A 23,661-nucleotide genomic window follows, 5' to 3' on the forward strand; every position below is an offset into this window, starting at 1 on the left:
AGGCCTCATTTATGAGGCCTCAATAAAATATTTTAATAAACAATATTTACATCTGAGATACTCTTAATGTATTTACCATCCCTTTTTCTGCTACAGGCATAGCAGCAAGATTGATTAACATATCACCTTTTTCTACAAAACCACGTTCCAAGGCTAAATTATTAACATCTTGTACTGTCTCATCAGTACTAACATATTTATCATAATAAAACGCTTTTACTCCCCAAAGAAGACTAAGTTGAGATAGAATTCTTCTGTTACTTGTAAAAACCAGAATATGAGCTCCTGGTCTCCAAGCAGAAATCTGAAAAGCAGTATATCCACTATTGGTTAATGTACAAATGGCTTTGGCATTTATATCATTTGCCATATGTGCCGCGTGATAACAAATAGATTTTGTAATAAATCGATTTGTTCTTATGTGCGGAGGACTTTGAGGAACTTGTATAAGATCAGAGTTTTCTACACTATTAATTATTTTTGTCATCGTTTCGATAACCTGTACAGGATATTTACCCACAGATGTTTCGCCAGATAACATTACCGCATCAGCACCATCCATCACAGAATTAGCTACGTCATTAACTTCGGCACGAGTTGGAGTTAAACTATCGATCATAGTTTCCATCATTTGTGTTGCTATGATCACAGGTATTCTAGCTGTTTTGGCTTTTAATACTAACTTCTTTTGGATCAAAGGAACTTCTTGAGCAGGAATTTCTACTCCAAGATCTCCTCTTGCAACCATTAAGCCATCGCAATACGCAACAATCTTATCGATGTTTTCTACACCTTCTGGTTTTTCAATTTTTGCAACAATAGGAATTTTATGTTCTGTATGTTGTTTTATAAGATCTTGTAACTCTATAAGATCCTGAGCATGACGTACAAAAGACAATGCTATCCAATCCACTTCTAGACTACAGGCAAAAATTGCATCTTTAACATCTTTTTCTGTAAGTGCGGGTAATGAGATATCGGTGTTTGGCAGATTTACCCCTTTTTTTGATCGTAAAGGTCCACCTTGAATTACTTTTGCTTTAACAGTGTCCTTATTATTAGTCGAAATTACTTCGAAAATTAATTTCCCATCATCCAATAAAATTCGTTCTCCTGATTTTACATCTTTAGGAAAATTGGCATAGTTCATATAAACACTTTCCGCAGTTCCTTCAAAAGCTTTTCCTGTAACAAAATTAATAAAATCACCATCATTAACAATGACATCACCTTTCATAACACCTACCCTTAATTTAGGCCCTTGTAAATCTGCTAATATGGATGCATTATAACCGTGCTTCAAACTTAAATCACGTATCATCTTTACACGCTCTTTTACATCTTCATAGTCAGCATGTGAAAAGTTAATTCTAAAAACATTTACACCCGCATTTAGCATATTTTTCAATACTTCCTTAGTACTGGTAGCAGGTCCAAGTGTTGCCACTATTTTAGTCTTTTTAGTTTTTGGCATTATTCAAATATTAAATTGTTCTTTGATTTTAGTTCTGTATAATCCACTACATAAGCTGTTATGATTTGTGGAATAGTAAGTAATTTACTTGTCAGTGATTTACTCGAAAATTGAGAAGTTTCTGCTTCTATCTTTAAAAAGTAATCTACATTTTTTAATTCAGGAATTAGATATTTAGTAACATAATTATCCTCTTCTTCTGCAGCAAATAAACCCTCTACAGCTTTAGTTTCTGATTCAATTTTTGTTACGAATTTATTTCCCAAAAGGCTATAGGTGTTATATTGAAAATGATCGTGATATTGAAACAGCGGAAAACTTGCCGAATGTGTATCAAATTCAAACTTTATATCTTGTTTTTTTCTGAAAAGTCGAAGATCCACATATTTGTTTAACCCAAAGGCTAATCGATATGAAGCTAACGAACAATGAATGGCAATTAGATCATAATCATCATCCATAATAGTATCTAAAACTAATCTTTGGACCGCCATTAGAATTTACATTTTTCCAGAATTATCGAGAAATATACAAATAAAATTTCCTTAGAAGTTTAATAAAACACAAAGATATTATACGAAAACGATTGAGTTAGTATCTTTTAGCTAAGCTTTGGTAAAACTGAGGTTAAAATGACAATTTTGTAATGTATTAACACCTTTTTTAGAGTAGAAATAAAAGAATGGTTCTGTTTTAAGGAAAATTAATTTTTGACTGGAATGCGAAATATGCTCTTTTTGATGCTTTTTCTTCTGCTTTTTTCTTAGAAGTTGCTCTGGCTTTTGCGACTACCTTTTCATCAATCCAAAGTTTTACCGCAAAATGTTTCATTTCATCTTTTCCGGTATCTTCATAGATTTCATAGTTAAAGTTCTTTTTTACTTTTTGACACCATTCTATCAATAAACTTTTATAACTAATAATCTGCCCTTCTAGGCTTTCTATATCTACATAGGGATTAATAACGGCCTCGTGTATAAAACGCTCACAATAAACAAAACCTCTATCGAGATAAATAGCACCAATTAATGCTTCGAATAGATTGCCATGAATATTAATACCGAATTGTGATTTTGGGATGTTTGTACGAACCAGATCAATTAATTTAAGATCTTTCCCCAATTCGTTCAAATGTTTTCTACTTACTACTTTTGCTCTCATTTTAGTAAGATATCCTTCATTACCTTCAGGAACTTCCTTAAACAAGTGAGCTGCAATAACGCTACTTAACATCGCATCACCTAAGAATTCGAGTCTTTCATAATTAACGGCGTTCCCTTTTTTGTCCTTAAGATTAAGAGATCTATGGGTAAAAGCTTTTTCGTAGGGAGCAATATTTTTGGGTTTGAACCCAAGAATATTCTGAATTTTGGAAAAAAAATTCCCGTTCTTTTCAGAGCGGGAATTTAATATGTTGCGAATAACACTCATTATTATTCGTCTAGTTTTTTAAATAATACACAAGCATTATGACCTCCGAAGCCAAATGTATTGCTCATCGCATACGTAATATCACGTTTTTGTGCTTTGTTTAAGGTTAAATTTAACCTACTATCTATGTTTTCATCCACTGTAGTGTGATTGATTGTTGGAGGAACTATACCGTGTTGCATAGCAAGTATAGAAGCAATTGATTCTATAGCTCCAGCTGCACCAAGCAAGTGTCCAGTCATAGATTTTGTTGAATTTATATTCATAGTAGGTGCGTGATCACCAAAAACTTTAGTAATAGCTTTCAATTCTGCAACATCTCCTAAAGGAGTGGATGTTCCGTGAGTGTTTATAGCGTCTACTTGTTCTGGTTGTACACCTGCATCTCTTAAACAGTTAAGCATTACACGTTCTACTCCAATCCCATCTGGATGAGGGGCGGTCATGTGATAAGCATCACTAGACATTCCACCACCAACAACCTCTGCATAGATTTTTGCACCACGTGCTTTAGCGTGTTCATACTCTTCAAGAATAAGGGCTCCACCACCTTCTCCTAATACAAAACCATCTCTGGTAGCATCAAAAGGTCTAGAGGCAGTTTCTGGACTCTCATTTCTTGTTGATAAAGCATGCATAGCATTAAACCCTCCCATACCGGCAATAGTAACTGCTGCTTCGCTTCCTCCAGTAACAATAATATCACAATGCCCTAAACGAATATAATTTAAAGCATCAATCATTGAATTGGCAGAAGAGGCACAAGCCGAAACCGTCGTATAGTTAGGTCCCATAAAACCATTTCTAATAGAAATATGTCCAGGAGCGATATCAGCGATCATTTTTGGGATGAAGAAAGGATTGAAACGAGGCGTTCCACTCCCATTGGCATAACCAATTACTTCTTCCTGAAAAGTTTCTAATCCACCAATACCAGCACCCCAGATAACACCAACTCTAAATTTATCAACCTTCTCAAGGTCGATAGCAGCATCTTTTATTGCTTCTTCTGAAGAAACAATAGCGTACTGCGCAAATTTATCAAGCTTACGTGCTTCTTTTCTTTCGAAATAATCTGTGGGATTGTAATTTTTGACTTCGCAAGCAAATTTAGTCTTGAAATGTTCGGTGTCGAAATAAGTAATGGGTGCGCAACCGCTTTTACCATTTACCAATCCATCCCAATATTCTTCAATATTGTTACCGATGGGCGTTAATGCCCCTAGTCCTGTGACTACAACTCGCTTAAGATTCATATTGTGTTGTGAAGTTATTACTTTGCGTCTTCAATATAAGATATTGCTTGACCAACTGTTGCAATGTTTTCAGCTTGATCATCTGGAATCTGAATATCGAATTCTTTTTCGAATTCCATAATCAATTCTACAGTGTCTAACGAATCAGCGCCTAGGTCATTTGTGAAGCTAGCTTCAGTTACAACCTCATTTTCGTCTACTCCTAATTTGTCAACGATTATCGCTTTTACTCTTGATGCAATGTCTGACATAATGTTTAATTTTAATTTTTTAATTAGGTGGCAAAAATAAAAAACTTTATTTTAAAACCCCACAATCCTCTAAAAATGTATTTGTATTTTATCAAATATATGGAAGTATTGGCTTTTTGCTACCTAAAAATGGATAATAATTATTTTTTTTGTGCTCTCTAAATTAACAACTCTATATATGAAGCGTATCATAATTTTTGCTTCCGGTTCCGGTACCAATGCCGAAAATATAATTAAATACTTTCAAGAGCGGAAAACTGCTAAGGTAACACATGTGTTCTCTAACAACCTGCGTGCCAAAGTCTTAAAACGAGCTCATGACCTGAAAGTAAAGGCTTTACACTTTGACAAAGAGTCATTTTATATGACTAATGAGGTGCTAAACATTATTAAAGATGCCCAGCCCGATATTATAGTATTAGCTGGCTTCTTATGGATTTTCCCAAAAAAGATCATTGATGCCTTTCCTAACAAGGTAATTAACATCCATCCCGCATTACTTCCTAAATATGGAGGAAAAGGAATGTATGGACACCATGTTCATGAGGCAGTAATTAAGAATGAAGAAAAAGAAAGCGGTATTACGATTCATTATGTAAATGAACATTATGACGAAGGAGCGATTATTTTTCAAGCAAAAACCCCCGTAGATAAGGGTTGTTCTGCTGATGATGTAGCTAATGCAATTCATTCCTTAGAATATAAATACTTTCCTGTCGTTATTGAAAAAGTGTTAGGATTGAGAGATGAGGTTTGAGGTAGTTACTGAGGATGTGAGAGGTGAGTTTTTTTCATGGCGTTCAGACGGACTTCCGCAATATCTTTTATATTTAATGTCCTTCTATAACCTCATGATACTAAATATAACGGATGCTGCTTCAAATGCTACGCATTCACGATTTCTTAAACAATTTAAATCAATGAGTAATCCCTAACGCAGAAATTAGTCTAACAAGAAAATTATCTATCAACTAATAACTGTCAACTAAATATGGCAAAAAAAGAGAAGTTTTATGTTGTTTGGGAAGGTCACCGACCCGGAATTTATACCAAATGGGATGATTGTAAAGCAGCTGTAAAAGGATATGCGAGTGCAAAATATAAGTCATTTGAATCATTTGATGTAGCCAAGAAAGCATATAATGGAGATTACGAGGATTATAAAGGAAAGAGCAAACCAAAATCTTCTCTTACCGAAGAACAACTGTCAAAAATAGGAGAACCCAACTTATATTCTATCGCTGTGGATGCAGCTTCTAGCGGAAATCCTGGTAAAATGGAGTATAGAGGTGTAGATACACAGACAGAAAAACAACTTTTTCATCAAGGACCATTTCCACAAGGAACAAATAATATAGGTGAATTTTTGGCTTTAGTACACGGATTAGCCTATCTAAAGAAAAAAGGAAGCGATCGAATTTTATATACAGATTCTAGAATTGCTATGGGTTGGGTGCAACGAAAAACCTGTAAAACAAAACTACAACGCAATCCTAAAAATAAGGAAATGTTTGATCTTGTGGATAGAGCAATTACTTGGCTTAAAGAAAATAAGTATACTACCAAAATAGTGAAATGGGAAACCAAAGCTTGGGGTGAAATCCCTGCAGATTTCGGCAGAAAATAATTTTAGAACAAGACATTAATACAAAATGCTCCGGAATTTACCGAAGCATTTTTTTAATAATAAGGTTTTTACCTAATGATCTAATAAGTAGGTATATAGTTATATTTTAGCCACCACAAGCTCCTAGATTACTCCATCCGGTAGAAGTTCTTTGGTATAAATCTCCATTATAGGTAACTTGATCTCCGGTAGAATACGACGTGCTACCATTGTATGGAGCTACACCGTCACATGGATCAGTACTAACAGGACCACAAGCTCCAAGGTTACTCCATCCAGTAGAAGTTCTCTGGTATAAATCTCCATTATAAGTAACTTGATCTCCAGTAGAATACGAGGTGCTACCATTATATGGAGCTACACCAGCACATGGATCACCACCTGTATCAGGAAATGGATAGATAGAACCAATAAAAGCTTTGTCGGTTGCAGATAATTGGTTGTTTGAACCTACTCCAACACCATCTAAAGTATGTTCTGCAGGAACAGGATAGTGCATAATCGATAATGGATCATATGTACTGTAGTTAGAAATATTTGCTTCATAACGTCTAAAAAGGTTGTTGTCAACCTGAGCTCTTGACCAATTATTTGGTGGCCCAGCATAATATGCATAAACAGTTTCTTTATCCCAGTTAATTCCAGCAACCGGATTTTGGTGTTCATGGATTAATCCAAGTGCATGTCCAAATTCATGAATTGTAGTTCTTCTGAATTCTGCATCAGTTGTATTATTGTCGAACCATCCAAAATGCATACTATGTGCATAACTATTAGAATCAGTTCCTAAATACGACCAGGAACCAGCTTCATTTGCATATTGACCTTCTCTAAACGCAATTTTGATGTTGGCACTGCTATTAGAAGAAACCCATTCAAATTTAAGATTTGCATAGTCTTCCCATTGTACCGCATATTGTCTAACTTTGGATTGAACAAAGTTGCTCCCATTTAGAAATTTTATACGGATGGTTTGGCCTGTTTCCCATTGTTTTGCTTTAACACTGGTGGCTTTTGCACCGTCCGGAGCATCCCATTTTGCGATACACACATGAGCGCTTTTGGAATGATCAATCTGATTTTCTTGAAATACTTCTTCAGTATCCTTTTCACAATTAAATAGAGAAAACGAAATTAGGGTAACTAGAGCAAGTCTAGCTAGTTTACTTTTTTTCATAATAGTGTTGAGTTTGTTAAATATCTCATAAAATTAACAAAAATTTAGTAGGAATACAAATTTATTTGAAGGAAAATACAAAGAACACATCTTATTGTTACGGTAAAACAGTAATAATAAATATCTGAAAACTAGTGTCTTAATAAGTATGAATAGGGCAAAAAAACACCTTTTTCTTTTGTGTTGTTGTTTTGTGGATTATTTAAAATAAAAGTTAAAAGAGTTCGATATTTTTAAAAATGATCCTGTATTTAAAATATAAGATTTACTAGAGAGCTATATTCGATTTTGTTGGAAAATAAGCTTTAAATTAATCCGCCTACTACTCAAAAGTAAAACGTATATTTGCAAAAAAATTATAAGCTATTTTATGAGCAAATTACTTATTGTGGGTACCGTAGCCTTTGATGCTATCGAGACACCTTTTGGGAAAACAGACAAGATCTTAGGTGGAGCCGCAACTTATATTGGTCTTTCTGCAGCTAATTTTAATATTCCTTCTGCAATTGTTTCTGTGGTAGGAGATGATTTTCCGGAGGAATATCTAACTATGCTTCAAAATAAAAATATTGATACCTCTGCAGTAGAGGTGGTAGAAGGAGGTAAAACATTCTTTTGGAGCGGAAGATATCATAACGATCTGAATTCTAGGGATACCCTGGATACTCAACTTAACGTATTAGCAGATTTTAATCCTGTAGTTCCTGTTGATTATAAGGATGCAGAAATTGTTATGTTAGGAAATCTACACCCATTAGTTCAGCTAAGTGTATTAAAGCAAATGTCGTCTAAACCTAAGTTAGCTGTTTTGGATACTATGAATTTCTGGATGGATAATGCTTTAGAAGATTTAATGAAAGTAATTGCAGAAGTAGATGTTATTACTATTAATGATGAAGAAGCGAGACAATTAAGCGGTGAGTATTCGCTAGTAAAAGCAGCAAGAGCAATAGAGAAAATGGGTCCTAAGTATGTGGTTATTAAAAAAGGAGAACACGGAGCATTATTATTTCATAATGATCAGATTTTCTTTGCACCAGCATTACCTTTAGAAGAAGTCTTTGATCCGACTGGAGCAGGAGATACCTTTGCAGGAGGCTTTGCAGGATATTTAACAAAAACAGATGATCTCTCATTTGAGAATATGAAAAAAGCCATTATTCATGCCTCTAATCTGGCATCTTTTTGTGTAGAGAAATTTGGTACAGAGAGAATGGAGAACTTAAAACGAGAAGAAGTTCAGAAACGACTTCAACAATTTAGGGAACTAACACAGTTCGAAATAGAATTGTCTTGATGAAAAATAAATAGCCCTGCCCATTTTGTGTAAGGGCTTTTTTAATATGAATTATACCTACTATAACGTAACAATAGAATTTTTGGAATACAATGAGTGATGCCTTAAAACATGAATGCGGAATAGCATTTATTAGACTACTAAAGCCATTAGAGTATTATAAGGAAAAATACGGAAGCGCATTTTATGGAGTAAATAAAATGTACTTGATGATGGAAAAGCAACATAATCGCGGACAGGATGGAGCAGGATTTGCAAGTATTAAATTAGATACGCCTCCAGGAGAACGATATATAAGTAGAGTCCGTTCAAGTGAATCACAGCCAATTCAGGATATCTTTTCGCAGATTAATGATAGAATTAATAAAGAATTGGTAGAACATCCTGAGTATACCGATGATGTAGAGTTACAGAAAAAAAACATTCCTTATATAGGAGAAGTGCTTTTAGGTCATGTTCGTTATGGTACATTTGGTAAGAATAGTGTAGAAAGTGTTCATCCGTTTTTAAGACAAAACAATTGGATGCATCGTAATCTTATAGTAGCGGGTAATTTTAATATGACCAACAATAATGTACTATTTGATAATTTAGTACGATTGGGTCAGCACCCTAAAGATCATGTGGATACTGTTACCGTGATGGAAAAAATCGGACACTTTTTAGATTCTGAAGTGGCCAAATTATATAAGAAACTTAAAAAAGAAGGATATAGCAAAGTTAACGCATCACCGCAAATTGTAGAAAGACTAAATGTTGCTAAAATTCTTAAGAAGTCATCTAGAGATTGGGACGGCGGATATGCAATGGCAGGAATGTTAGGTCATGGAGACGCTTTTGTTCTTAGAGATCCAGCAGGAATACGACCAGCGTATTATTATCAAGATGATGAGGTTGTAGTAGTAGCTTCTGAAAGACCTGTAATTCAAACAGTGTTTAATGTTCCATTTGATAAGGTCATAGAATTAGATCCAGGAAAAGCTATTATCGTTAAAAAAGACGGAAAAACATCCATAAGTAAAATTATAGAACCGTTAGAAAGAAAAGCCTGTTCTTTTGAACGTATTTATTTTTCAAGAGGAAGTGATGCAGAAATTTATGAAGAGAGAAAAAATCTTGGTAAACTAATTATGCCACAAGTATTAAAGGAAATAGATCATGATACTGTAAATACTGTTTTTTCTTTTATACCAAATACGGCTGAAACATCTTTCTACGGGATGGTAGAAGCAGCGCAAGATGAATTGAATAAACAAAAGAATGAAACCATACTTTCTGAGAAAGATTCGTTGACAGATGAGCGATTATCAGAAATACTTTCTTCTAGATTGAGAACTGAAAAATTAGCGATTAAAGACGCTAAACTACGTACATTTATTACAGAAGATAGTAGTAGAGATGATCTAGTAGCTCACGTATATGATGTTACCTATGGAGTAGTAAAACACCAAGACAACCTTGTAATTATAGATGATAGTATAGTAAGAGGGACAACCTTAAAGAAAAGTATTATCAAGATGCTCGACCGGTTAAAACCTAAAAAAATCATAGTAGTTTCTTCTGCCCCTCAGATTCGTTATCCCGACTGTTATGGAATCGATATGGCAAGATTAGAAGGACTTATTGCTTTTAAAGCTTCATTAGAGTTATTAAAGGAAAATGGGAATTATGATTTAGTAGAGCAAGTGTATGAAAAATGTAAAGCTCAAGAGCATCTGGCTGATGAAGAGGTTCAGAATTTTGTAAAAGAGATTTATGAAGGTTTTTCCGATCAGGAAATAAGCGATAAAATAGCGGAATTGCTTATTGATGAAACAGTGAATGCAGATATAAAGATTATTTATCAAACTGTAGATAATCTGCATATTGCTTGCCCTAAGAATTTAGGAGATTGGTATTTTACCGGTGATTATCCAACTGCAGGTGGAAATAGAGTCGTAAACAAGGCGTTTATAAATTTTTTCGAAGGGAAAGATGAACGTGCATACTAAAAAAACAAAAAACAGCGTTGTTAAAATCAGTTAATTTGTGTATTTCAACAAGTATTTTAGCTTTTCGTCTAAAACATTTTTACACAATGAAATAACGCTTTATATTAGCAGAGCCATAGCATAAGTAGGTTAAGTTCATGGTAGATTTGGGGCAAAAAAAGGTGGACTTTCCACCTTTTTTTATTTTAGAATAGTTTGTAAAATATAGATATAAAAAAGAGGCGTAAATTTTACGCCTCTTTTGTTTGTTATAAGGAATGCTAAATATAGTAGATCTATTTTCCTTGTGCATACCTTTTAGAAACTTCATCCCAATTAATAACATTAAAAAATGCAGAGATGTAATCCGGACGACGGTTCTGATAATTTAAATAATAAGCATGTTCCCATACATCAAGACCTAAAATAGGAGTCCCACCGCAACCAGTACCTGGCATTAATGGATTATCTTGGTTCGGAGTAGCACAAACTTCTACCTTACCACCTTCCTGAACACATAGCCAAGCCCATCCAGAGCCAAATTGAGTAGCAGCTGCTTTAGAAAAAGCCTCTTTGAAAGCATCAAAAGAACCAAAAGCAGCATTAATAGCATCTGCAAGCTCACCAGAAGGAGTTCCACCCCCATTAGGAGACATAATTTCCCAGAATAAGCTATGGTTATAGTAACCACCACCGTTATTTCTAACAGCACCATTAGATTTGTCCAGATTAATAAGAATGTTTTCTATAGTTTTACCTTCGAGATCAGTTCCAGAAATGGCTGCATTCAATTTATTAGTATATCCAGCATGATGTTTATCATGATGAATTTCCATTGTACGAGCATCTATATTAGGTTCTAATGCATCAAAAGCATATTTTAATTTCGGTAATTCAAATGACATAATCTATTTTTTTAGTTAATAAGAAAAAAATGAAACCAAATTTAGGAATAAGAGTGATGAATAAAAATTAATATTTGTTATAAATTAATTAAATTCAAATTTTTGCAAACTCCTTTCTATGCTGAACTTAAGTTCAATTTATTTTTAGTAGTTATTAATACATAAAAACTACTCTTTTTTGATACTTTAGTAAAAAAACAGACTTGAATTCTTCATACCCTTTTACAATTTATAATGCAGCTGCAGGAGCGGGAAAGACGTATACCTTAGTTAAGGCGTATTTAGTTGCCCTTTTGACTGGAGAGTATAAGGATGCTTACAAAAATATTTTGGCAATTACTTTTACCAATAAAGCGGTCGCTGAAATGAAAACCAGAGTTATAGAAAATCTGGTAGGTATTCGTAGCACAGAAACTTCATCCAAATTTGAGCTGTTATTAAATGATATTGTCCAAGAAACAGGATTAGAGAAACAGGCAGTAAAACAAAAGGCGGACAGAATTCTTAAAAGTATTCTACACAATTATGCAGCTTTTGATATAGTTACGATAGATACCTTTACACATAGGGTGATTCGAACATTTGCAAAGGATTTAGGAATTCCGATGAATTTTGAAATTGAAATGGATACAGAATCATTGATCGAAGAATCTGTAGATGCGGTCATCGCTAAAGTAGGTGAAGACACTACCCTGACAGAAACAATTATTGATTTTGCCTTAAGTAAATTAGAAGATGATAAAAGTTGGGATATTACCATAGAGTTAAACAAAGTAGCTAGGCTTCTATTTAGTGAAAATGATCGTGCACACTTAAATAACCTTTCTGATAAAACAGCAGAGGATTTTGAAAATTTAAAGGCAATCTTAAAATATAAAATTTCGGAAGCCAAAAAAGATATTTCTTCTAGTTCAAAAGAAATTCTAAATCAAATACGCGATAACGGATTAGAATATAAAGACTTCACTCGCGGGTCAATTCCAGCTCATTTTCAGAAACTTGCAGATGGAGATACCAAATTAGATTTTAAAGCAGCCTGGAAACAGAATATAGAGTCTGCTTCGTTTTACGGAGCTAAGCTAGATCCTCACAAAAAGGAAGCAATAGATAGTATTCGTCCTTTGATTGAACAAGTCTTTTCTGAGTCAAAACAACAGATACTGGATATAAAGTTATATGAAAATATAATTAAGAATCTTACACCTCTTTCTGTACTGAACGTTATTAATAAGGAGCTTCAAAAGATAAAAAAAGAAAGAAGCATCCTGTTAATATCTGAGTTTAATAAAATTATCAGCGAGGCAATTCAGGATCAACCAGCTCCTTTTATATATGAACGATTGGGAGAACGTTATAGAGATTATTTTATTGATGAATTTCAAGATACATCAGAGCTACAATGGAATAACATAGTTCCTCTTATAGATAATGCTATTTCTTCGGAAACATTAAGCGGCAAAAGAGGAAAATTAACCATAGTTGGAGATGCCAAACAAGCTATTTATAGATGGAGAGGAGGAAAAGCAGAGCAGTTTATTAATCTTTCTTTAGACCAAAACCCATTTTCGGTTGAAGAAAAACAAGTGCTTAATTTACCCAAAAATTACCGAAGTCATCAAGAGATTATTAAGTTTAATAATGACCTGTTTACTCTTTTGTCAAACGACTTTAGTGACGATTTACATAAGAAGTTATATTTATTAGGTAATAACCAAGAGTATAATGATAAAAAGGGAGGTTATGTACAACTTTCTTTTATAGAAGCTAAAAATGTTGATGAAGAAAATGAAATATATCCAGAAAGAGTGTATGAGTCTGTCTTAGAGCTTAAGGAAAGAGGATATCTGCTGAATGAAATTTGTATTCTTACTAGAAAACAAAAGGAAGGAGCTGTAATTGCAGATTTTCTTACTGAAAAAGGAATGTCTATTATCTCTTCAGAGACGCTATTACTTAAAAATGATCCAAGAGTACGTTTTATAGTTGATATGCTTACTTGGTTTGTGTATCCAGATGAGTTGTTGTCTAAAACTAATGTTTTACATTTTATAACAGAAGAATTTTCAATACCTGAGAAACACACTTTTCTGAAACAACTGGTATTTGCAGATAAAAAAACGTTCTGTGATGAGGTTAAATCATTAGGAGTTGAGTTTAGTTTTGCTCAATTGGATGTGAAACCTCTTTATGAAGGAGTAGAATATATTATAAATAGTTTTAATCTCACATCGGTATCACCAGCATATGTGCAATTTCTCTTAGACGTAATATTTGGATATACACAAAAACATGCTGAAGGTATTATAGGTTTTTTGTCTTATTGGGATCATAAAAAAGATAAGCTAAGTATCATTGCTCCAGAAGGAGAAGAAGCGATTCAGATAATGACAATACATAAGGCTAAAGGTTTAGAGTTTCCGTGTGTTATCTATCCATACGCAAACATTGATATTTATAGAGAAATAGAGCCTAAAACCTGGTTACCAGTCGCAAAAAAAGATTTTAGTGGTTTTCGAGAGGTATTTGTTAACTATAACAAGGAACTTTCAGATTATGGGATGCAAGCAGAAAAAATCGTTCAAGAACGACAATCACAATTAGAGCTGGATGCTTTTAACCTATTGTACGTTGCTTTAACCAGAGCAGAAGAACAATTATATATTATTTCTAAAGCAGAAATAAATAGTAAAGGAGAAGGTAATCCAAATAAATTTTCGGGAAAACTTATTAACTACTTAAAACATATAGGTATTTGGTGTGATGAACAATTATCATATGATTTTGGTAATGCCGCAAAACCTTTTAAGGAAACAGTATCTGTTAATTCTAAAACAAAGAATATAACACTTACTAAATTTGAGAACTCAAGGAAAAAGCGCAAAGTACATATTGTTACCAATTCAGGAAAACTTTGGGATACGTCACAGGCTGCTGCAATAGAAAAAGGTAATCTAATACACGAACTAATGGCATCTATATATTCTCATAAGGACCTAAATAAAGTTGTAGAAAATGCTTTTGAAACAGGAATGATTAGTTTTTTAGATAGAGAAACACTTTATAATGAGTTAAAAATGGTTTTAGACCATCCGGAACTCTCTAAATATTTTTCTGAGGATAAACAAGTGTTAAATGAAAGGGAAATCATCTCTAACGGACGTATTTATAGACCAGATAGAGTGGTAATTGATGCTCAGGGAGAAGCTGCAATAATTGATTACAAAACAGGAGAACACAGTGCTTCACACGGAAATCAACTAGAAGAGTATGGTTTACTTCTTCAGAAGATAGGATATAAATTAAATAATAAGATATTAGTGTATTTTAATGAAGGGATTACTTTAAAATACGTATAAATAAAAATTATTTTAGTAATTACTAGTAGAAATTTATTGATAAAAAATATTTTTATCTTATAATTGTACCGTAATTAAGGAAATTATAACAATAGGTTTCAGCTTAATACGGCAATTTTTTCACATTTGAGGGGGGCTTAAAGATTTAAAATACAACTTTAAAAACTTCGCAAAGGTCGATATACACTGGCCTATTAAGAAAAATTTATTAGTTTTGTCTTTGACAGTAATTTTTAACATATTACATTTGCTCTAATTAACACTTAAAAATTAAATTATTGAATATGAAATATCTTAGCAGATTTTTAGTGGCTTCGTTATTAGTACTTGGGTTTAGTACTGCGAATGCACAGGATGAAAACAACCCTTGGGCAGTATCGATTGGCGTTAATGCTGTTGATATCTTTCCTACCGGAGGAGATTTACCTATACAAGGAGAAATCTTTGACGAGTTTTTTAACGCTACTGACCACTGGAACATTCTTCCATCCGTTTCTAAACTATCAGTTGGTAGATATATAGGAGATGGTTTTACTTTTACCGCTGCTGGTTCGGTTAACAAAATTGATAAATTAGGAGAAACTCCTGATGGAACTCAAGTTACTGCCGATGACTTATCTTACTATGCAGTAGATGGAACAATAAGCTATAGCCTTAAAAACCTTTTAAAATCTAAATGGTTCGACCCTTACTTAGGAGTAGGTGGTGGATATACTTGGGTTGATGAAATTGGTGCAGGGACACTTAATGGTTCTCTTGGGCTTAACCTATGGTTAACTGAAAATTTAGCTTTCAATTTACAAACTACTTATAAGCACGTATTCGAAGACTACGAGGTTAGTAACTATCCTCCAACTCACTTCCAACACTCTGCTGGAATTACTTTCGCTTTCGGAGGTAAAGATACTGATGGTGATGGTGTATTCGATAAAGATGATGAGTGTATCGACGTTCCTGGTTTAGCAGAATTTAACGGATGTCCTGATACTGACGGTGATGGAATTACTGATGCTAAAGATGACTGTCCTGATACTGCAGGTACTGCAGAATTTAACGGATGTCCTGATACTGACGGTGACGGAATCGCTGATCCTAAAGATGACTGTCCTACAGTTGCTGGTTTAGCTAACTTAAATGGATGTCCTGATGCTGACGGTGATGGAATCACTGATGCTAAAGACGGTTGTCCTAACGAAGCTGGTCCTGCTGCTAATAACGGATGTCCTTACCAAGATAAAGATGGTGACGGAGTATTAGACAAAGACGATAACTGTCCTGATGTTGCTGGTACTGTTGCTAACAACGGTTGTCCTGAAGTAACTGAAGAAATTCAGAAAACTTTAAATGAGTATGCTGCTCAAGTATTATTTGACTCAGGTAAATCTACTATCAAAGATCAGTCTACAAAAGTATTGAATGATATTATTGGTATCCTTAAAGAGTATCCTACTGCTAAATTCGTTATCGAAGGGCATACAGATAGTCAAGGTAGAGAAGCTAATAACCAAAAGCTTTCTGACTCTAGAGCAAACGCTGTTAAAACATTCTTAACTAGTAATGGTATCGATCAGTTCAGATTATCTGCTGTTGGTTATGGAGAATCAAGACCAGTTGCATCTAACAAAACAAGAGCTGGTAGAGCACAAAACAGACGTGTAGAGATTAACTTAGTGAAGTAATTATTTTTCACTAAATAATATAAATACATATACAAAACGTCCCGATTATTCGGGACGTTTTTTATTTTTAATGGGTGGATAGTTTTTTAAAAGAAGTTATATCAGAAGTACAAAAAAAAGATCATAATATAAGTGAGCTTATTTTTATACTACCTAGTAAAAGAGCAGGGCTTTTTCTTAAAAAGGAATTGCTTGAAAAGTATACTGATCAAACATTTTTTGCACCTATCATTCTTAGTATAGAGGAGTTCATCACGCAATTGTCAGGATTACGTCAGATTGATGCCACACAAACCTTGTTCGAGTTTTACGAGACCTATCTTACAACCCATACTCATTTAGAAAAAGAAAACTTAGAGACATTCAGTAGTTGGGCTCAGACGCTGGTGCATGATTTTAATGAAATCGATCGTTATTGTATTGATAATGAAACTTTTTTTTCATACCTCTCGGGCATACAAGATCTAAATCATTGGTATCTTCAAAAAGAAAAAACCCAACTGATACAGCAGTATATAAGTTTTTGGAATAATCTATCAGATTATTATACCAATTTTAAAACAAAACTTCTGGAAAAGAAGATTGGTTATCAAGGATTGCTATACAGAAAAGCTTCAGAGAATATAGGAAGTTATATTAAGAATAATGATCAGAAACATGTTTTAGTAGGTTTTAATGCACTTAATAATGCGGAGCAAGTTATTTTTCAGTCATTGCTAGAAGCTAATGCTGCAGAGGTGTATTGGGATGTAGACACCTTCTTTTTAGAAAACAAATATCACGAAGCTTCTTTATTTCTAAGAGATTATAAAAATCAATGGAATTATTATAAAGAACAACCCTTTAAATGGATTAGGGATAATTTTTCATCTTCAAAAGATATTAAACTCATCGGAGTTCCTAAAAATGTTGGTCAGGCTAAATTAGCGGGTCAGATACTTAGAACTATTCCGTTAGAAAATATAGAAAAAACTGCGTTAGTATTGGCTGATGAATCGCTGTTATTACCAGTTTTAAACTCATTACCCGAATCTATTACTTCACTCAATATTACGATGGGATTACCTCTGAAAGATGTCCCGGTAGCTTCGTTTTTTGAGCTGTTATTTAAACTCCATAAGACGAGACATCCTAAAGGACTATACTATAAGTCTGTACTAGAGATTCTGAATAGTCAACCTAGTTATTGGTTATTGGGCTCTTTGACAAATCAATTGATCACGAAGATCTCAAGAGAAAATCTTATTTTCATTTCTTTGGAAAAATTGCAAAACGAAGCTAGTGAAATACAAAGAGAAGTTTTGGAAATATTATTCTCACCCTGGAATAAAGCATCAAAAGCCATAGAACAATGTAGAAAAATAACCCAGTTGTTAAAAGAAAGTTTAGATAAGGAAAAAGATTCATTAGAATTAGAGTATGTGTATCATTTTCATCTTGTTTTTAATAAACTGTTAACTCTTAGTAGAAACTATCAATACATCACAACGGTATCTTCTTTATATCATTTATATAAAGATATTATTAACTCTGAGACATTAGATTTTAGAGGAGAACCTTTTAGTGGATTACAGTTAATGGGTATGTTAGAGTCTCGTTGTTTAGATTTTGAAACTGTAATAATTACTTCTGTCAATGAAGGTGTGCTTCCAGCAGGGAAAAGTATGAATTCCTTTATACCCTATGACCTTAAGAGAGCCTATAATCTCCCAACATATAAAGAAAAGGATGCAATATATACATATCACTTTTATCGTTTAATTCAGAGAGCAAAAAACGTATATCTAATATATAATACAGAAGATGAAGGAGTCGGAGGAGGAGAGAAAAGTAGATTTTTACATCAATTAGAAATAGATAAAATACCGGCACATCAATTATCTAAATATATAGCATCTTCTGAAATACCTAAGCTTAAAAACGAACCATTAGTTGTTGAAAAGAATAATGCTATAATTGAAAAAATAAAGGAGTTAGCGTTAAATGGGTTATCACCTTCTGCATTAACATCTTACATAAGAAACCCTATTGATTTTTACTATAAATACGTATTAGGAATCAGAGAAAGTGATCAAGTAGAGGAAACGATTGCTGCAAACACCCTAGGAACAGTGATCCATAATACGCTGGAAAATTTGTACAAACCTTTAGAAAACAGGTTTATATCTGTAGAAGACATTACAAAGATGATTGCTCAAATTGATACCGAAATCAAATATCATTTTCGAAAAGAGTATTCTAAATTGGATATTACACAAGGTAAAAACCTACTGATCTTTGAGGTAGCTAAAAGGTATATTTATAATTTTCTTAAAACCGAAGAGAAGACTCTTACATCGGGATCGAAACTAAAAATTATCGCCATAGAAAGTAATCTAAAAACAGAATTAAAGATTCCTGAACTGGACTTTCCTGTTTTTATTAAAGGGAAAGTAGATCGTATTGATGAATTAGATGGACAATTACGAATTATTGATTATAAAACTGGTAAAGTGACCAAAAGTGATGTAGTTTTGATGGATTGGGATGTGGTTACAGAAGATTATAAGTATAGCAAAGCCATACAAGTATTAGCATATGGGTATATGCAATATAATCAACAATCACTATCAGAACCTTTTCAGGCAGGAATCATTTCTTTTAAAAACCTTAAAGAAGGATTTTTAAAATTTGGAACCAAAACATCTGTAAGAGGAAAAGTTGATTATGAAATAACTACCGAAGTGTTTGATGAATACTTACTGCAATTAAAAAAATTAATTACGGAAATTTCTACCTTAGAAATTCCTTTTAAGGAAAAAGAAGTATAGTTATGATTATAGAGAAAAAAGATATAATTGTAAATGGAAAACATCAAAGACCAATTCTTATGGATGTTTTTTATGATGATCAGAAAAAGCAGCAGCCTGTAGTCATTTTTTGTCATGGATATAAAGGATTTAAGGATTGGGGAGCTTGGCATCTGGTAGCAAAATCATTCGCAGAAGCTGGGTTTTTCTTCGTGAAATTTAATTTTTCTCATAACGGAGGAACTATACAGCAACCATTAGACTTTCTTGATTTAGAAGCTTTTGGGGAGAACAATTATATAATAGAACTAGATGATCTAGCATCTGTTTTAGATCATATTACTACTTCTAATTTCGAATACAAACAATTAATAAATCAAGAAAACGTAACGCTGATAGGACATTCTCGAGCAGGTGGAATTACAACTATCAAAACCTCAGAAGATACTAGAATTACAAAACTAATTACCTGGGCTGGTGTTTCAGATTATGAAAAGAGATTTCTTATTGGAGAAGCATTCCAAACCTGGAAAGATGATGGGATATTTTATGTCGAAAATGGTAGAACCAAACAACAAATGCCACATAGGTTTCAATTTTATACATCATTTATAGAAAACAAAGAAAGGCTTACTATTTCTAATGCAACAAAAAAAATTGATGTTCCACATTTAATTATTCACGGAACAGAAGATCCTACAGTTGCCTTACAAGAGGCCGAAGATTTACATAGTTGGAACCCAAGAAGTGAGTTGTTTTTGGTAAAAGGAGCAGATCACGTTTTTGGAGCAAAGCATCCCTGGAAACAAAAAGAAATGCCTAAAGATTTAACAATAATTACTGAAAAATCCATAGCATTTGCAATACTTTAACACACTTTAGTTATTGAATTTAGATAGGTTTTGATTTTTTTTTGTTTATTTGCGATTGTGAAGACCAATAAAAGACATATTATAGCTTCTGTATTTCTGATAGTTTTCAGTCTTATACAGGTATTGGATTTGCATGCCTTAAGTCATGATGCTAATGACTTAGATTGTAAAATATGTCAACTGGCTTCAGAAAATCTGGATGATGATTTTGTTTCTGTGGACACTACAGAAATACCAAAAGAGATTATTATTCCAGAAGATCGTATTAAGATCAATAATTCAGACACCTATTTTGATAGAGAAGCACACTATTCTTTTCTCAATAAAGCACCTCCTGTAGCTTAATCAATCAATCAGGTTTTTATACCGATTTTACTATTGCTTGTCAGCAATAGAGACCCTTTTTTATTTTTAGAATGAAACGAAACACATTATGTATTGTGTTTCTTCTAGCAGTTAATTATTTATTCGCTCAAGATTGTAATAAAACACTCTCTGGTCGTGTAATTGATTTTCACGATGGAGTTTCCCTAGAAGGAGCAACGATTACTTTTAATAGTACAACAATTAAAACTGATAGTAACGGGATGTATAAAATCTCAGGACTTTGTGCCACATCTTACGCATTTACGATTTCACATGAGGATTGTAATTCTCAGGTGGTTACTATTGATATCAATGAGATTTCCAATAAAGACTTTTATTTGGAACATCATTTGAACGAATTATTAGAGGTAAAAGTTTCTGGTAATAATAAGACTAAAACATCCTCTTCTCAAGAAGAAACTATTAGCAAAGATGTTATAGAAAGATATAGTAGTGCAGCCTTAGGAGATGCACTTAGAGAGATTACTGGTGTTTCCTCTCTCAATACAGGTTCTACAATTGTGAAACCAATTATTCAAGGTTTAAGCGGGAGTAGAGTATTAATTATGAATAATGGTGTACGGATGCAAGATATGGAATGGGGAGACGAACACGCGCCTAATGTAGATATCAATACTGCGGGTAATGTAACTGTTGTTAAAGGAGCAGCTGCACTGCGTTATGGAGGAGATGCTATTGGTGGGGTTATTGTTATGGAACCCAACAAAGTTCCTGCAAAAGATACATTATTTGGAAAAACTGTTGTTACTGGTGCTTCTAACGGTAGAGGCGGAACCATCTCTTCTGAGATAATTAAAGGATATAAATCTGGGTGGTTTTTGAAAGCGCAAGGAACCTTAAAAAGATTTGGAGATGTAGAATCACCTGATTATGTTTTATCTAACACTGGTATTTTTGAAAGAGGAGGATCTTTATCCTTCGGAAATAATAAATTTACTCAAGGTTGGGATGTTTATTATTCATATTACCAAAACGAAATAGGAGTTCTTGCTGCATCCCATATTGGAAATGCAGATGATCTCATTGAATCCATTAATAGTGGTCAACCATCTGTTATAGAAAACTTCACTTATACAATAGATAATCCAAAACAAGATGTTACACATCATCTAGCTAGATTACGTTACTTTAAGAGATTTGAAAAATTAGGTAAATGGACTACCCAATACGATTTTCAACATAACCAACGCTTCGAATTTGATATTAGACAAACTGAGGAGTTAAGAAAAATTCCAAGTTTAGATTTGGAACTCACAACGCATACACTTACTTCTGATTTTGTTCTAGACTCTAAATTTGATTATAACCTGGATTTTGGGATAGTAATGCGTTACCAAGATAATTTTGCCGACCCCAGTACAAGAGCCAGAAGGTTAATTCCGGATTATGATAAATATGATGCAGGATTATTTATATCTGGTAAGTACGATATCAATGATAATGTAACTATCGATGCAGGTGTGCGGTATGATTATAACCAAATCGATGCTAAGAAATTTTATATAAAAACCAGATGGGAAGAGCGAGGGTACGATCAAGAATTTAATGATCTTATTATTGCAGACGAAGGTACGCAATGGCTTACAAACCCAAAGTTTGATTATCATAGTATTTCTGCAACAACAGGTTTTAATTATGTTTTTGGAGATAGTTATGAGCTAAGAGGTAATTATGCACTAGCTCAAAGAGCGCCAAATCCCTCAGAATTATTTAGTGATGGCTTACACCACTCAGCATCTCGAATCGAACTTGGAGATCTAAGAATTGATCAAGAAACATCTCATAAACTCTCATTCTCTTTTCAGAAGAATGATGAGAACTGGACCTGGGAAATTGCTCCTTATGCTAATTTCATTAATGATTATATCCTATTAGAACCTACGAATGTTGAGCTCTCTATTAGAGGTGCATTCCCAGTTTGGGAATATCGACAAACTAATGCAAGATTATTAGGGATTGATGCTAAACTGACTAAGAAATGGCTCGCAAATTGGCAAACGAATCATCAATTTTCTTTGGTGAAAGGGAAAGATACTGAAACGGATATACCGCTTATTAACATTCCTGCAGCTAATTTTAGAAATAGCATTGTTTTTCAAAAAGAGGATTGGATGGGCTTAGTGATGAGTCTTGAAAGTGATTATACCTTTAGACAAAATGAATTTCCGGATAATATTATTGTTTTTTCACCTCAAGAGCAAGAAGATGTTCTTTTAGATATTAATACACCACCTGGAGATTACCACCTTTTACATATGAATGCAGATATTAAGATTCCTTTCTTTAAGGAAAATGAATTAAATATTGGTGTAACTATAAATAATATTACAAATAACAAATATAGAAACTATCTGAACCGTCAACGCTATTTTGCAGATGAAGTAGGACGAAACTTTTTATTGAGATTAACTTTTAACTATTAAATTTTTTAAATGATGAACACACGTAAATTTTTATCAATGTTAGCAATCGCAAGTGTATTAACGTATTCTTGTTCTGACGATGATGACAACCCCGCAGTAGTAAATGAAGAAGAGGTTATAACAACTATGACAGTTACTTTAACTGCAGGAACAGATGTAGTTACTTTAATATCTCGTGACTTGGATGGCCCTGATGGCCCTAATGCACCTGTGATTGATATATCTGGACCATTATCAGCCAATACAACTTATACTGGAGGGGTAGTATTACTTAATGAAACTGAAACACCAGCAGAAAATGTTAATGAAGAAATTGAAGAAGAAGCAGATGAGCACCAATTCTTTTTTGAAGTAGCTGGTACTTTAAATGCAACAACAATGTATACAGATACAGAAGCAGATTATCCGCCTAATACTGGAACTAATCCAGTTGGGATTACTTTTAGTCTTACTACCACAGATGCTAGTACAGGTAGTTTTTCTGTTACGTTACGTCACCAGCCTACAAAGCCTAATGATGGAACATTAGCTGATGCTGGTGGAGACACAGATATTACGCAGTCCTTTAATGTTACAATACAATAGGATAATAGAAATAAATTAGAACAATTATAAGTTGGGTTTGTTTATAATATAAACAAACATTTTTTTCAAGACAAGACTCTTGAGAAGTAGTTACCTTGAGAGTCTTGTATTTTAATTTAGAAAGAATAAACCACAACATTCAGTAAAATTGAAACTGCTATAATCATAGTATAATAATAAGT

At 33.5% G+C, this 23,661-nt stretch carries 18 protein-coding genes; 11 read left to right on the forward strand and 7 right to left on the reverse strand.

Features of this window, described 5'->3' with window-relative positions:
- Positions 1 to 46: 46 nt before the first annotated feature.
- From pyk to Q0829_RS22085, 5 genes are all read right to left on the reverse strand, one after another.
- Complete coding sequence (gene pyk, locus Q0829_RS22065; protein ID WP_298547039.1) at positions 47 to 1,474, reverse strand: pyruvate kinase; 1,428 nt, start codon at positions 1,472 to 1,474, stop codon at positions 47 to 49.
- Complete coding sequence (locus tag Q0829_RS22070; protein ID WP_298547041.1) at positions 1,474 to 1,968, reverse strand: IPExxxVDY family protein; 495 nt, start codon at positions 1,966 to 1,968, stop codon at positions 1,474 to 1,476. Before Q0829_RS22070 ends, pyk begins: the two co-directional genes overlap by 1 nt.
- Before the next feature lie 199 nt (positions 1,969 to 2,167).
- On the reverse strand, positions 2,168 to 2,905 hold the full coding sequence (rnc, locus tag Q0829_RS22075; protein WP_298547043.1) for a ribonuclease III: 738 nt from the start codon (positions 2,903 to 2,905) through the stop codon (positions 2,168 to 2,170).
- 2 nt (positions 2,906 to 2,907) lie between these two features.
- Positions 2,908 to 4,161, reverse strand: a complete 1,254-nt coding sequence (fabF, locus tag Q0829_RS22080; protein ID WP_298547045.1) for a beta-ketoacyl-ACP synthase II — start codon at positions 4,159 to 4,161, stop codon at positions 2,908 to 2,910.
- 17 nt (positions 4,162 to 4,178) lie between these two features.
- The gene (locus Q0829_RS22085; protein WP_027394586.1) at positions 4,179 to 4,412 is read right to left on the reverse strand and encodes an acyl carrier protein; all 234 of its coding nucleotides are present in this window, start codon (positions 4,410 to 4,412) and stop codon (positions 4,179 to 4,181) included.
- A gap of 178 nt (positions 4,413 to 4,590) precedes the next feature.
- On the opposite strand from Q0829_RS22085, the gene Q0829_RS22090 reads away from it, so the two are divergent.
- Both Q0829_RS22090 and Q0829_RS22095 read left to right on the forward strand, forming a co-directional pair.
- Positions 4,591 to 5,169, forward strand: coding sequence for a phosphoribosylglycinamide formyltransferase (locus tag Q0829_RS22090; RefSeq protein ID WP_298547047.1), 579 nt, complete (start codon positions 4,591 to 4,593; stop codon positions 5,167 to 5,169).
- A gap of 234 nt (positions 5,170 to 5,403) precedes the next feature.
- The gene (locus Q0829_RS22095; RefSeq protein WP_298547049.1) at positions 5,404 to 6,039 is read left to right on the forward strand and encodes a ribonuclease H family protein; all 636 of its coding nucleotides are present in this window, start codon (positions 5,404 to 5,406) and stop codon (positions 6,037 to 6,039) included.
- Positions 6,040 to 6,145: 106 nt separating this feature from the next.
- On the opposite strand, the gene Q0829_RS22100 is transcribed toward Q0829_RS22095, so the two are convergent.
- Positions 6,146 to 7,216 (reverse strand): matrixin family metalloprotease, encoded by a 1,071-nt coding sequence (locus tag Q0829_RS22100; RefSeq protein WP_298547051.1) that lies wholly within the window; start codon positions 7,214 to 7,216, stop codon positions 6,146 to 6,148.
- Between the two features lie 370 nt (positions 7,217 to 7,586).
- Here Q0829_RS22100 and Q0829_RS22105 point away from each other — a divergent pair, with 370 nt between their 5' ends.
- Positions 7,587 to 8,513 carry a PfkB family carbohydrate kinase gene (locus tag Q0829_RS22105; protein WP_298547053.1) on the forward strand — a complete coding sequence of 309 codons (927 nt, stop codon included), beginning with the start codon at positions 7,587 to 7,589 and terminating at the stop codon, positions 8,511 to 8,513.
- A 92-nt stretch (positions 8,514 to 8,605) separates the two neighbouring features.
- On the forward strand, positions 8,606 to 10,504 hold the full coding sequence (locus Q0829_RS22110) for an amidophosphoribosyltransferase (protein WP_298547055.1): 1,899 nt from the start codon (positions 8,606 to 8,608) through the stop codon (positions 10,502 to 10,504).
- Between the two features lie 275 nt (positions 10,505 to 10,779).
- Here Q0829_RS22110 and Q0829_RS22115 read toward each other — a convergent pair whose 3' ends face one another.
- Positions 10,780 to 11,388: a superoxide dismutase gene (locus Q0829_RS22115; RefSeq protein ID WP_298547058.1), complete on the reverse strand. Its 609-nt coding sequence runs from the start codon at positions 11,386 to 11,388 to the stop codon at positions 10,780 to 10,782.
- Positions 11,389 to 11,591: 203 nt separating this feature from the next.
- Between Q0829_RS22115 and Q0829_RS22120 the strand changes: the two genes are divergently transcribed.
- The 7 genes from Q0829_RS22120 to Q0829_RS22150 all read left to right on the forward strand — a co-directional run bounded on the left by Q0829_RS22120 (position 11,592) and on the right by Q0829_RS22150 (position 23,479).
- Positions 11,592 to 14,744: an exodeoxyribonuclease V subunit beta gene (locus Q0829_RS22120; protein ID WP_298547060.1), complete on the forward strand. Its 3,153-nt coding sequence runs from the start codon at positions 11,592 to 11,594 to the stop codon at positions 14,742 to 14,744.
- Between the two features lie 284 nt (positions 14,745 to 15,028).
- Complete coding sequence (locus Q0829_RS22125) at positions 15,029 to 16,423, forward strand: OmpA family protein (protein ID WP_298547062.1); 1,395 nt, start codon at positions 15,029 to 15,031, stop codon at positions 16,421 to 16,423.
- 74 nt (positions 16,424 to 16,497) lie between these two features.
- Positions 16,498 to 19,233, forward strand: a complete 2,736-nt coding sequence (locus tag Q0829_RS22130; protein WP_298547064.1) for a PD-(D/E)XK nuclease family protein — start codon at positions 16,498 to 16,500, stop codon at positions 19,231 to 19,233.
- Positions 19,234 to 19,235: 2 nt separating this feature from the next.
- Positions 19,236 to 20,084, forward strand: a complete 849-nt coding sequence (locus tag Q0829_RS22135) for an alpha/beta fold hydrolase (protein ID WP_298547067.1) — start codon at positions 19,236 to 19,238, stop codon at positions 20,082 to 20,084.
- A gap of 57 nt (positions 20,085 to 20,141) precedes the next feature.
- Positions 20,142 to 20,429: a hypothetical protein gene (locus Q0829_RS22140; RefSeq protein WP_298547070.1), complete on the forward strand. Its 288-nt coding sequence runs from the start codon at positions 20,142 to 20,144 to the stop codon at positions 20,427 to 20,429.
- Positions 20,430 to 20,500: 71 nt separating this feature from the next.
- Positions 20,501 to 22,894: a TonB-dependent receptor gene (locus Q0829_RS22145; protein ID WP_298547072.1), complete on the forward strand. Its 2,394-nt coding sequence runs from the start codon at positions 20,501 to 20,503 to the stop codon at positions 22,892 to 22,894.
- A gap of 12 nt (positions 22,895 to 22,906) precedes the next feature.
- Positions 22,907 to 23,479 carry a type 1 periplasmic binding fold superfamily protein gene (locus tag Q0829_RS22150; protein ID WP_298547074.1) on the forward strand — a complete coding sequence of 191 codons (573 nt, stop codon included), beginning with the start codon at positions 22,907 to 22,909 and terminating at the stop codon, positions 23,477 to 23,479.
- Positions 23,480 to 23,661: the final 182 nt, after the last annotated feature.

The organism is uncultured Aquimarina sp., from assembly GCF_947492405.1.
In the GTDB taxonomy this organism is placed as follows: domain Bacteria; phylum Bacteroidota; class Bacteroidia; order Flavobacteriales; family Flavobacteriaceae; genus Aquimarina.